Here is a 12,676-nt window from a genome sequence, read left to right on the forward strand (position 1 = left end):
GCCAAGGACATCGCCCGCAAGTTCGCCGAGCAGCCCGAGCTGTTCGCGGTGGCCGAGTGCGATGGTGAGCTGGTCGGCAGCGTGATGGCCGGCTACGAAGGCCACCGCGGCTGGATCAACTACCTGGCCGTCACGCCGAAGCTGCAGCGCGGCGGCCTGGGCCGCGCGCTGATGGACTGGGCCGAGCTGAGGCTGCGCGAGCGCGGCTGCCCGAAGATCAACCTGCAGATCCGCCGTGGCAACACCGCGGTGATCGCGTTCTACGAGAGCCTCGGGTTCGCGGAGGACGACGCGATGAGCATGGGCAAGCGCCTGGAGCGCGACGACTGACAGCAGCGATCGGCGGGACCGCCAGGGACATTTGACCTTCGGACAGACCCTGTTGCACCGGACTGCCGCACGACCGATAAGGAAGATGCCGATGCGCGATGTGCGCCGGCCAGCCTGGTCAGGAGGTGCGTCATGTCCCATTCGAATGCTCTGAGGATGTTGGCTGCGGCCTTCGTGCTGGGCGCCGCCAGCATGGCGTGGGGCCAGTCACCGAAGCCGGCCCTGTCGCCGGGACAGGCCGTCGCCGAGGCGAAGGCCGTGGTCGACCTGGCCATCCGCTGCGGCGGCGAGCCACGTGTCGACGCCGGACCGCCCGCCGTGCCCGGCAAGAACATCGCACTGGTGATCGAGGACCTGCGCAACGGCGGCGTGCTGGCCGCATCGCTCGGCCTGCGCGAGGCGGCCGCGGTGATCGGCTGGAACGTCAAGGTCTTCGACCTCGGCGGCATCGTTGCCAAGCGCGACAAGGTGATGCAGGACGTGATGGCCTTCGGCCCCGACGGCATCGCGCTGATGGGCGGGCTGACGCTGGAAGGCTCGGCGACCAAGGGCTACGGCCCGTACGACCTGGCGCCGTTCGAGCGGCGCGGCATCGTGCTGGTCAGCTGGCATGCCAACCCGTGGCCCGGCCCGATCGCCGGCACGCCGGTGCGCACCAACGTGACCAGCGATCCGCTGCTGGTGGCCCGCATGGCCGCCTCGAAGGCGATCCTCGAATCCGGCGGCCGGGCCGGCGTCGTGATCTTCACCGACTCGAAGCTGCAGATGGCGATGACCAAGTCGAATGCGATGGCCGAGGTGATCCGCGCCTGCAAGGACTGCCAGGTGCTCGAGATGATGGACATCGGCATGGAGGAGACCGGCGCCCGCATGGCCGGCGTCACCGCCGAGCTGCTGAAGCGCCACGGCAAGCGCTGGACGCATGCGCTGGCACCCAACGACATCTATTTCGACCACATGGTGCCGACGCTGATCACCGCGCAGCAGGCGGCCGACGGCGTGCGGCTGATCTCCGGCGGCGACGGCAGCTCGTCGGCCTTCCTGCGCATCGCGGCGAAATCCTTCCAGACGGCGACGGCCGCCGATCCGCTGAACCAGCAGGGCTGGCAGACGATCGACGAGCTGAACCGCCTGTTCGCGCGTGCGGCGACGAGCGGCTTCGTCGGGCCGCCGCGGCTCGTCACCGCCGACAACATCGCCTGCGGGGGCGAGCAGCGCACGCTCTACGACCCCGGCAACGGCTACCGCGACGCCTACCGGCGGATCTGGAAGCGCTGAGCGCGGCGTGAACCCGCGCCGCCTGCTGCCCCACTCGCTGCGCCGGCAGTTCGCGCTGGCGCTGGCCGGGCTGGCGCTGGTCTTCGTGGCGGGCGGCGGGATCGCGCTCTATTCGGTGCGCGAACTTGCGCTCGCGTCGCGGCAGCTCGCCGAGGAGCGGCTGCTGCGCGTGCGCCTCGCGCAGGACCTGGTGGCCGAGACCGCGACGATCGCGCTCGACGCCTCGCAGCTGATCACCGCGAGCTCGGCCGGCGAGCTGCACCGCCTCTATGCGCAGATGGTCAAGCACCTGCAGGGCTTCGATGCGGTGGTGACCGAGATCAGCACCACCAGCGGCGACCTGGTCGTGCTCGACCTGCACCAAGCCAGCCAGGTGCTGCGCAACTCGGCCAACGTGGCGACGCAGTTGCGCGAGGATTCGCTGGGCACCGAGCTGCGCTACCTGGCGATGATGGACGACAGCATCCTGCGGCTCGAGGCGCGGTACGGCCGCGACCGGCTGCCGCTGGTCGCGCTGCTGTACCAGCTGCGCAGTGCGACGCAGCTCGACGACGTCGAGGCGCTGCGCCACCGCCTGTCGGCCGCATCGGTGCAGGAGTTAACACAGCGGTCGGCGCTGGCCGCCGACGTGCCCGAGCTGCTCGCGATGCGCCGCAAGCTGATCGAGCAGCAGCGGGTGATCACCGGCCTGCGCGACGAGATGGGCCGCCAGTCGCAGGCGATGGGCAGGGCGGCGGGCACCTGGTCGACCGCCTCGGCCACCGCCTACCGCGAGGCGGTGCAGCAGGTGGTCGACGCGTCCGAGCGCCACCAGCGCTGGATCTTCGCGCTGTTCGTCGGCAGCGTGCTGGCGGCCATCGCGGTGGCGCGGGTGTTCCTCGGGCAGCACCTGATCGGCCGCCTGCAGGAGGTGAGCCGCCACCTGCGCAGCGACCGTCCGGAGACGGGCCCGGTGGCCGTGCCGGTGCAGGGCGAGGACGAGATCGGCGACATGGCGCGCGCGGTCGAACGCTTCCTGGAGGACCGGCGGCAGCTGGCGCGCACCCGCGCCTCGCTCGAGATCGAGCAGCAGCGGCTGGCGGCGATCATCGACCACACGGCCGACGGCATCCTCGTCGTGCGCGGCGACCGGGTGCTGCAGCTCAACCCGGCCGGCGAGCGCATGTTCGGGTGGACGGCGTCGCAGCTGGACGGTCTGACCGTCGGCGAGCTGCTGTCGGATTTCGATCCGCCGCTCGAGATCGAGCAGGCCGTGCCGCGCAGCGCGATCGGGCAGCGCCGCGACGAGCGGCTCTTTCCGGCCGAGGTGTCGGTGAGCCGGATGGCGGTGCTCGACGACCCGGACGGCGGCGCTGCGCTGCGCGTGCTGGTGGTGCGCGACGCGACGCTGCGGCGCGCCGCCGAGCAGCAGCTCACCGCGGCCCGCGATGCCGCCATCGCGGCGCGGCGCGCGCAGAGCATGTTCCTCGCCAACATGAGCCACGAGCTGCGCACGCCGCTGAACGGCATCCTCGGCTACACGCAGATCCTGCGGCTGGACGACACGCTCGACGAGCAGCAGGCGGCCGGCCTGAAGACCATCCAGAGCAGCGGCGAGCACCTGCTGATGCTGATCAACGACATCCTCGACATCGCGAAGATCGAGGCCGGCAAGCTCGACCTCGTCGAGGCGCCGATCCACCTGGCCAGCTTCCTCGGCATGATCGGCGACCTGATCCGCATCAAGGCGCAGCAGAAGAACCTGGCGTTCACGCTGGAGCTGCACGGCGAGCTGCCCGAGGCGGTGCAGGTCGACGAGCGGCGGCTGCGCCAGGTGCTGCTGAACCTGCTCGGCAACGCGGTCAAGTTCAGCGACCGCGGGCAGGTGCAGCTGGTCGTCCACCTGCTGGAGGTCGAGACGGGCCGGGCGCAACTGCGCTTCGAGGTCTGCGATTCGGGCATCGGCATGGACGCCGCGCAGATGYAGCGGCTCTTCCACCCGTTCGCGCAGGTGCACGATGCGACGCGCCGCGTGGCCGGCAGCGGGCTCGGGCTGTCGATCAGCCGGCAGCTGGTGCGGCTGATGGGCGGCGACATCCTGGTGCGCAGCGTGCCCGAGGAGGGCAGCGTGTTCTGGTTCGAGCTGGCGCTGCCGGTGCTGGAGACGGGGGCGGGTACCGCGCGCGTCGAGCGCAGCGCGGTCGGCTATGCCGGCGCGCCGCGCAGCGTGCTGATCGTCGACGACATCGCCGAGAACCGCGAGATGCTGGCCTGGCTGCTGCGCCTGCTCGGCTTCCAGATCGACGAGGCCGACAACGGGCAGACGGCGGTGGTGCGGGCGCAGGCGAAGCGGCCGGACCTGATCCTGATGGACCTGATGATGCCGGTGATGGACGGGCTGCAGGCGACGCGGCGCATCCGCGAGGACGCGGGGCTGAAGACCGTGCCGATCATCGCGATCTCGGCCAGCGTGACGGCCGAGGACCGGCAGAAGTGGGTCGCCTCGGGCGGCAACGGCTTCGAGGCCAAGCCGGTGCGCCGTGAGAGCCTGCTGCGCCAGATCGGTGAGCTGCTGGACCTGACCTGGATCTACCGCGAAGACGACGGCGCGGCGGGTGCGCTGCCGGCGCAAGGCGAGCCGCTGGCGCCGGAGTCGATTCCGGATGCGCAGGAGCTGCAGGAACTGCACCGGCTGACGCGGGCCGGCAACATGGCGGCGATCTGCGACGAAGCGCAGCGGCTCGCGCAGGCTGATGYGCGCTACCGGCCGTTCGCCGAGCGGGTGCGGCGCCTCGCGAACGACTACCAGGTGCGGGCGCTGGGCACGCTGGTGAAGGAGAGCCTCGCGCGCCGGCAGGAGTGAGGCGGGTCAGGCCAGCGCCACCTCGGCCATTGCAGCGACCGCCAGCGCCGCGATGCCGGCCTGCGCCACCAGCCCGTCCACGTCCATCAGGATCAGCATGCGCTGGTGGCTGCTGACCAGCCGCTCCTGCAGGCCGCCCGGCCGCGCGAGCGATTGCACGCGGGCGCTGGCGACCTCGAACACCGGACCGAGCTCGTCCACCCGCATCGCGAAGCGCTGCCCGCCCGACCCCTGCGCCACCACCAGCGGCGCCTGCGGATCGGCCGCCGGGCCGGTGCCGCGCAGCACGCCCAGGTCGACCACCGGCAGCAGCCGGCCTTCGAACTCCAGCATGCCGAGCAGATGCGCCGGTGCGTTCGGCAGCGCGGCGATGCGCGGCTGCTGCAAGGCCTGCAACGCCATCGCCGACGGCACGCCCAGCCACTGGCCGCCGCACAGGAAGCTGGCGATCGACACCACCGGCTCCTTGCCGCGCGGCGGCGTGGCGGCGTTGTCGAACACCACCGGCGCGGCCGCGGCCTGCGCCTGCATCGCGCCCAGCTTCAGCAGCGCCACCGACAGCAGGTCGCGCGGGCCGATGCTGCCATCGGCGTGGTACTCGCGGTAGCCGCCCGAGACGCTGCAGCCGGCGCTGCAGGCGACGCCGTCGAGGTGAATCACGGCGCTGGCCGACGCGCCCCGCGCGAGCGAGCGCCAGTCGGTGGGCACCGCCCAGTCGCTGCCGACCGGCCAGCGCGCCGGGTCGCTGCTCGCGACCACTGCGCCGGCACGCGTCAGCAGCAGCGCCGCTGCGCCGTGCGAGGGTTCGCCCTGCGCATCGAGCGGCAGCGCATCGCGCAGCATCGCGGCGAACTGCGGCTCGCCGTCGAAGACGATCGCGATGCCGCCGACCACGGTCGCGGTGCCGTCGTTCGCTCGCAGCGCCGCCCCGTGCACGAAGGTCGGCCGCCCACCGTACAGATCGCTCGCCGCATGCGCCGATTCGACGTGCTGCTGCGGATCGCGCAGTGCCAGCGTCTCGCGCACCCACGGCGCGTCGAGCACGCTGCCGCAACGCGCCTGCTCGGCCGGGTCCGACACCGCGACGATGCGCCCGTCGGTGTCGAACAGCACCAGCAGCGCGTACACCGTGTAGAGCCCGTTGATGCGTTGCAGCACGGCGGCGGCACGCTGCGCATCACGTTCACCCGCCGGCTGCGACAGCACGCCGCGCAGCACGCCGTCGAGCGCCCACCAGCGGCAGTCGTTCGCGCGTTCGTAGAGGTTGCGGTCGACGATGTCGATCGCGAGCCGCGCGTGGTGGCGCGCTTCGTCGAACACCGCGTTCAGCGTCGAGCGGTGCAGGTTCGCGATCGCCTGCTCGAACACCTGGCGGATGCGCTCGCCGGTCTGGCCGACCTCGCGCAGCAGCGTCGCGGCGAAGGCGCTCGACGTGCCTTCGCCGGCCGGCCGCAGGCGGCCGTTCCACAGCACGCGCGACAGGTCGCGCTGGATGTGGCGAGCCTGCACGGGGATGGTGCGCAGCGCCTCGCCGAACAGCTCGCGGGTGTCGAGGCGGGCCAGCAGGTCGTCGTCGGCCGTGGTGTCGTGCAGGTCCTCCTGCAGCTCGGCGGTGTCGAAGGCCTGGTCCACCGGCACCAGCGCACGCGCCGACCAGCCGGGGCCCGCGTAGCCTTCGTAGCCGCTCGCGGCGGCATGCACCATCAGGTACTCGCGTCCGGCGAAGCGGGTGAGCTGCCGGGCTGCCGTGGACGTCGCCGGCGGCAACGGCGCGCCGACCGGCACCTGCCACGGGTCGGACGAGGCCAGCACCGCGTCGGCGCCATCGGTCAGCACGATCACGCTGCGGTCGCGCGGCTCCAGCAGCTGCGAGAAGATCGCGCGCATCTCGTCGTCGAAGCGGAACGACAGGCACAGCACGCCCGCGATGCGCTCGTCGACGCGGATCGCCGCCGCGTACAGCAGCGCGCGCCGGCCGCCCATCAGCGCGGAAGGGCCGAAGTGCTCGACATACGGGCCGCCCTGCAGCGCCTGCGCGAGCCAGGGCTCGCGGCTGCCGGGGCCGGCCTCGATCGAATCGTCGAGCCGTGCCAGCACGCGGCCGTCCGGTGCCAGCGCGATCACGTCGTCATAGACGGTGTACTTGGCCGCGTACTCGGCGAAGCGGGCCTGCAGCGCGCGCAGTGCGGCAGCATCCACCCCGTCGGCGCCGAGGCTCGCGCGCACCACCTCGCGCAGCTGCGAATCGGTGCTCAGGAAGCCGATGTCGGCGGTGCGCTCGAACAGGTTGCGCACCAGGATGTCGATCGCCACCTGCGCCTGRCTGCGCATGCRCTGCGCGACGTTCGACAGCAGCGTGCGGCCGAGGCTGTCGAGCAGGTCCTCCGACAGCGACTGGAAGGCCGCGCGCGTCGCGCCGATGTCGGGCAGCGTGCCGCTCATCTGGCCGAGCATCGACAGGCTGTCCCACACCCCCTGCAGCCGCAGCAGCGACTCGCGGTATTCGTCCACCGCGGGCATGCGCGACACCAGCGGGGCCACTTCGGGCGAGAAGGGCATCCCGCGGCGCCAGATCTTTTTCATTGTTCGTCCTGAGGATTCAAGTGGGTTCGTGAGACATCCGCCCCGCTCTCGGGACCCCGCCGGTGCAAACGTTCTCAAGATTGAGAATCGGCCGATCCGACGCCAGGTACACCTGGACTTTCGTGAAACGGATCACGCTTGCGCATGACGCGACAGGAAGGGGTCCGATGCGGCTCGGGCGGGCTGCTCCGGCGTCAGCCTCGCGTCAGTCTCGGGGCCGTCGCGACCCCGCCTCGACCCGTTTTCGCAAGTGTGCGAATCGGCCACGCGAAGCTTCTCGTTTTTGAGGCATCAGGCGTGACTGAGAGTTCATGAGCTTGTTTTTTCGTGCGATGACGAGACTGAGCTGCATCGGGTCCTGCATCGGACCTTGCACCCAAAGGAGAGATCGCCATGCAGATTCAAGTCCTCACCGTCCTGGCCCGCCACGAACATGTCCAGGCCCTGATGTCGCCGGTGCTCGAAGGCCGCGTCCAGGAAGCCGTCTCGAAGGCCGAAGAGCTGCTGGGCGATCGCCCGGCCCACCTGGGCGACGAGATGCTGAGCGAGCTGGCCCAGCTGTGCGGCGACCTGATGCTGTCGCTGGACCGCGCCGAAGAGGCCGAGGAAACCTACCGCCTGGCCGTCAAGCTGGCCGGCGGCGCGCAGCGCGGCACGGTGCGCGTGGTGTCGTGCCGCGGCACCGGCTTCCTGAGCCTGTACCAGCACCGCTACGGCACGGCCGCGGCCTGCTTCGGCCGCATGGCCGTCGACGAGGCCGCGACGCCGGCGCAGAAGGTGGAGGCACTGTGCGCGATGGCGATGGCCCGCCACGGCCTCGGCCAGAAGGAGCGCGCGATGCAGGCGCTCGACGATGCGAGCGAGATCGCCCGCGACGACGATTCGGCGCAGCTCGCGATGATGGTGAGCCTGGTGCGCGTCGAGTTGCTCGCGCAAAGCGAGATCCGCGCGCACGACGACCTGCGCGACCATGTGTTCTGGCAGTCGCCGATGGTCGACCGCATGCCGGCCTCGGCCCAGCTGCAGCCGGTGGCGGCGATCGACCAGTGCATGAGCGCCTACGGCCGCTTCGCGCTGGTGGCGCGCCGGCTGCGCCAGCTGCGCGACCTGGTGATGGCCGGCAGCGGCGATGCCCGCGCGCAGGCCGCGCTGCCGGAGCACGTGGCCGGGCTGCGCACGCTGGGTCTCGCGACGCTCGAGCGCCAGGCGCGCCTGGACACCGCGCTGGTCGCGATCACGCAGCGCCAGGCCGAGCTGGCCCGTGCCACGCTCGAGCCGCTGCAGTCGCGCGAGGCCGAGATGGGCGGGCGCCAGCGCTGGCGCATGGAGCTGTCGTACTGCCTGGCCAAGGTGTGCGCGCTGTCGGGCCGGGTCGACGAATCGATGCGCCACTACCAGCGCTATGCGCTCGAATCGATGCAGTGCGTGCGCACCGAATCGGCGTTCGACGACCGCGCGGCGCGGCCGGGCGCGGCGGCGCCGGTGGCGGTGAAGGACGACATCGAGATGCGGCTGCCGGCGAAGTACCGCCGCGCCTACCGCTACCTGCTGGAGCACCTGGACTGCGCCGAGCTGAGCGTGCGCGAGATCGCCGACGACATGGGCGTGACCGAGCGGGCGCTGCAGTGGGCCTTCAAGAACCACCTGGGCATGACGCCGGGCGAGGTGATGCAGCGTTGCCGCGTCGAGCGCATCCGTGCCGACCTGCTGCGCGACGACGCACCGGGCCACAGCGTGATCGAGACCGCGGCGCGCTGGGGCATCCGCAACCGCTCGACGCTGGTCACCTCGTACCGCAAGTACTTCCGCGAGACGCCGACCGAGACGCTGGCGCGCCGCGGGCGTGCGGACCAGATGGCTGCGGCGTACTGAGGCCGTCATGCGTTCGCATGGTTTGCGCGCGTCGATCGGCGCGCTGATCGCGGGGGCCGCCTCGCAGGCCGGTGCCGCCTACGACTGCACCGATGCGTTCGGCAACCGCTACCAGAGTGCACGGCTGATTGCCGAGGGGGGCGTGCAGTGCGTGGCGGCGTTGCCGCCGGTGCGGGTGGCCCAGCCGCTCACGTCGCAGGACGTGGCCTCGATCCTCGGCCTGTCCGATGCGGCCTTGGCGGCCGAGGTGCAGAGGCGCGGCGGCAGCATGCTGCTGTTGCCGCCGTCGGGCGTGGCCATTTCGGTGAACGCGCCGCCGGCCGAGCGGATCACCGCCTATGACCCGATCATTGCGGCGGTGGCGCGCTCCTTCGGCACCGACGTGAACCTGCTGCGCGCGATCGTGCACGTGGAGTCGCGCTTCAACCCGAAYGCGGTATCGCCGAAGGGGGCGATCGGCCTGATGCAGGTGATGCCGGCGACCGCGTCGCGCATGGGCCTGGCCGATGCCGAGCGCAACCTGTTCGAGCCCGAGGCCAACCTGCGCACCGGCACGCGCTACCTGCGCCTGCTGCTGAACATGTTCGAGGGCCAGCCGGAGCTGGCGGTCGCGGCGTACAACGCGGGCGAGGGCGCGGTGATGAAGTACGGGCGGGAGATCCCGCCGTACCCGGAGACGCAGGCGTATGTGCAGAACGTGATGGCGATCTATCGCAGCCTCAGTCGTTAGTGGCCCACCCCCGAGGCGCTGACGCGCCTCCCCCTCAAGGGGGCAACTCCAGTGGCCCGGCAAAGCCGGTTCCACGGAGTTCTGCTTGATCCTTGCTCGGCCACCCCGGCGTGTCTACCGCTCCGCTGGCAACTCCAGCGCCACCCGCAACTCCCCCGCCGGCGCATCCATGCGCCACAGCCCGCCCTGCATCTCGCGCGCGATCTCCTCGCACAGCGTGAAGCCGACGCCGCCGACCGCCGAGGCATCCGCCTCGCGCGCCGGCGACGCGAACAGCACCCGCACCGCCGGGCCGTTCATCGACAGCAGCACCTGCGGGGCCTGCGCACCGCCCAGCCGCTCGATCTCGATCAGCAGGATGCGCAGCAGCACCGCCAGCCGCTGCGCATCGCTGCGCACCTGCGGCGGCGCGACGCCGCGCAGCACCAGCGGCTCGCGCGGCCCCGAGCGGCCGATCGCCATGCCGTTCCAGGCCTCCTGCAGCGCGAGCGGCAGGTCGAGCACCATCGCCTGCGGCGCCGCGCGGTACGAGAACATGCGCAGCTGGCGCGTCAGCGCCGTCGCCTCGTCGATGTGGGCGACCACGCCGCGCATGGCCGCCGACAGCTCGGCCGGCGTCAGGTGGTCGGCCTGCGTGATGCACAGCGACAGCGCCTGCCGCGCCGCCACCAGCGGCGCCCCCAGCGAGTGGTAGATCTGCGCCATCAGCCGGCCCACCACCGCCAGCCGCTGCGCATGCAGCATCGCGGTTTCGCGCTCCAGCCGGCGCTCCTCGGCGTCGCGCTCCAGCGCGGCCATGCGGTAGTGCAGCCGCTCCTGCTCGGGCTGCGTGTGGCGCCGCGCCGCATGCGCCTGGCGCAGCCAGCGCAGCGCATCGGCATGCCGGCCGTTCGAGGCATGCGCATTGGCCAGCATCTGCATCGTGTTCGGCAGCTCGCCGTCGTGGCGGATGCTGCGCATCGCGCTGATCGCCCGCTCGAAGCGCGCCGCGGCCCGCCCCGGCTTGCCGGCGTGCTGGTAGTACACGCCCATCGTCAGCCACACCTGCGCCATCCAGCGCGGCGCGCGCGGCAGCTGGCGCACGCGCCGCAGGAAGATCGACGCGGTGTGGCGCGCCCCCTCCAGGTCGCCGAGCCGCGAGCGCGCATAGATCACCATGTGCAGCGACGCGAGCGGGCTGCGTTCGTTCGCCTTCGGCAGCACCGCGGCCGCGCGCCGCCGCTCGGACTTCGCCTCGGCCAGCCGGCCCCGCCGCTCGTGCGCATCGGCCAGGTAGGTGCGGCTGAAACCGAGCGCCGCGCGTGCGCTCTCGGCGGTGGTCGCCACCTGGCCGCGCGTGGCCTCGGGAGGCATCTCGGCCACCACCTTCAGCACCTCTTCGCAGCAGTGCGCCGCCGCATCGAACTCGTCGACGCACAGGAAGGTGCAGGCCTGGTTGAACAGCAGCCGCACCAGCAGCTCCATGTCGCCGCTCGCGCGGGCGGCCGCCTGTGTCTGCCGCAGGTGCTCCAGCGCGCGGCTGAAATCGCCGGTCTCGATGCAGATCGAGATGCAGGTGCTGGCCGCGCTCGACGCCCGCGCGGTGTCGCCGGCGCGCGCCAGCTGCTCGCTGGCCGACAGCGCCCGCGCGTACGCGAGTTCGTACTCGCCGAGCTGCGCATGCAGCCGTGCCATCAGCAGCTGGATGCGGCCGAGCGTGTGGGCGTCGATGTCGTCGCCGGCAGCCAGCGCCGCCGCCTGTTCGAGCAGGCCGCGGTGGCGGGCAGGGTCTTCGGCGGCTTCGAGGGCGGGCAGCGCTTCGATCACGCGCTGCAAATCGGCCGTCGGCGGGGCGATCAGGTCGGGCATGCGCCGCATTGTGAGGGCGTCTGCGGGCGCCGCGKCAGCGCCGCCACGAAGCCGGCCGCCTCGCGTCGGGTTTGCGCACACCGCTTCGGGCCCGGCCCCGGCCGGCGCCGCCGGCACGCCTAGCCTGTCGATGTCGGCAATCCGTCGACGCCCGTTGCATTCGGTCACGCCATGTCCGACGAAAAAACCGAAGAGCCCACAGAGCAGAAGCTGCGCAAGGCGCGCGAGGAAGGCCAGGTCGCCAAGAGCCAGGACATGGCGATCGCCGGCTCCACGCTCGCGGTCGTCGGCACGCTGCTGGCGATGGCCGACAGCGCCGCCGCGCGCATGCGCACCGTGATCTCGCTCGCGCTGGACATCGGCCCCGGCGACATCCCGATGGACGTGATCTGGAAGCGCCTCGCCGCGATGGGCATGGAGGCGGGCCTCGTGATCCTGCCGCTGCTGGTGGTGGCGGCCATCGGCGCGGTGGTCGGCATCGCCGCGCACGTCGGCATCCAGCTCACGCCGAAGGCGGTGCAGCCCAAGTTCGACAGCCTGAACCCTGCCCAGGGCATCAAGAAGGTGTTCTCGCTGAAGTCGCTGATGACCTTCGCGCAGATGGTGCTGAAGGCGGTGGTGATCGGCGCGGTGATGTGGCAGGTCATCGTGCAGCTGCTGCCGCTGATCTCGGGCGCGGTGTTCCAGACGCCGATGGCGATCGGCGCCATCGCCTGGGGCGCGATCGGCAAGGTGCTGCTGTTCGCGGTGGCGTTGTTCATGGTGCTGGCACCGCTCGACTACGCGCTGCAGCGCCACCACTTCATGAAGGGCCAGCGCATGTCCAAGGACGAGATCAAGCGCGAGTTCAAGGGCCAGGAAGGCGACCCCGAGATCAAGGGCCAGCGCAAGCAGCTGGCGCGCGAGCTGGCCGAGGAAGACCCGAAGCAGGCGGTGGGCCGCGCCGACGCGGTGGTCGTCAACCCGACGCACTACGCGGTGGCGATCCGCTACCGCGCCGACGAGGCCGGCGTGCCGGTCGTGCTGGCCAAGGGCGTGGACGACGCGGCGCTGATCATCCGCGGCCACGCCGAGGCGATGGGCGTGCCGGTGTTCGCGCACCCGCCGCTCGCGCGCGCGCTGCACAAGGTGCCGGTCGACCACGCCGTGCCCGAAGAGCTTTTCGAATCGGTGGCCGTGGTGCTGCGCTGGGT

General features: G+C 71.7%; 8 protein-coding genes. 6 read left to right on the forward strand and 2 right to left on the reverse strand.

Annotated features, from left to right (window positions below):
- The 3 genes from AC1D12_RS11215 to AC1D12_RS11225 all read left to right on the forward strand — a co-directional run.
- Positions 1 to 330 (forward strand): GNAT family acetyltransferase (locus AC1D12_RS11215; RefSeq protein WP_477840435.1); only part of this gene is annotated, 330 nt, incomplete at its 5' end.
- Positions 331 to 462: 132 nt separating this feature from the next.
- The gene (locus AC1D12_RS11220; RefSeq protein WP_477840437.1) at positions 463 to 1,608 is read left to right on the forward strand and encodes a substrate-binding domain-containing protein; all 1,146 of its coding nucleotides are present in this window, start codon (positions 463 to 465) and stop codon (positions 1,606 to 1,608) included.
- 7 nt (positions 1,609 to 1,615) lie between these two features.
- Complete coding sequence (locus AC1D12_RS11225; protein ID WP_477840439.1) at positions 1,616 to 4,450, forward strand: hybrid sensor histidine kinase/response regulator; 2,835 nt, start codon at positions 1,616 to 1,618, stop codon at positions 4,448 to 4,450.
- Between the two features lie 6 nt (positions 4,451 to 4,456).
- On the opposite strand, the gene AC1D12_RS11230 is transcribed toward AC1D12_RS11225, so the two are convergent.
- A complete protein-coding gene (locus tag AC1D12_RS11230; RefSeq protein WP_477840441.1) occupies positions 4,457 to 7,033 on the reverse strand; it encodes a chemotaxis protein CheW in 2,577 nt (858 codons plus the stop codon).
- A 393-nt stretch (positions 7,034 to 7,426) separates the two neighbouring features.
- Here AC1D12_RS11230 and AC1D12_RS11235 point away from each other — a divergent pair, with 393 nt between their 5' ends.
- Entirely contained in the window at positions 7,427 to 8,905 is a 1,479-nt protein-coding gene (locus tag AC1D12_RS11235) for a helix-turn-helix transcriptional regulator (RefSeq protein WP_477840443.1), read from the forward strand.
- A 7-nt stretch (positions 8,906 to 8,912) separates the two neighbouring features.
- Complete coding sequence (locus AC1D12_RS11240) at positions 8,913 to 9,635, forward strand: lytic transglycosylase domain-containing protein (RefSeq protein ID WP_465114390.1); 723 nt, start codon at positions 8,913 to 8,915, stop codon at positions 9,633 to 9,635.
- Positions 9,636 to 9,749: 114 nt separating this feature from the next.
- On the opposite strand, the gene AC1D12_RS11245 is transcribed toward AC1D12_RS11240, so the two are convergent.
- The gene (locus AC1D12_RS11245) at positions 9,750 to 11,483 is read right to left on the reverse strand and encodes a tetratricopeptide repeat protein (RefSeq protein ID WP_477825926.1); all 1,734 of its coding nucleotides are present in this window, start codon (positions 11,481 to 11,483) and stop codon (positions 9,750 to 9,752) included.
- A gap of 171 nt (positions 11,484 to 11,654) precedes the next feature.
- On the opposite strand from AC1D12_RS11245, the gene sctU reads away from it, so the two are divergent.
- Positions 11,655 to 12,676: type III secretion system export apparatus subunit SctU (gene sctU / locus AC1D12_RS11250; protein ID WP_477840445.1), on the forward strand; the 1,022-nt coding region annotated here is incomplete at its 3' end.

The sequence above is a fragment of the Rhizobacter sp. P1_G5 genome (assembly GCF_056405435.1).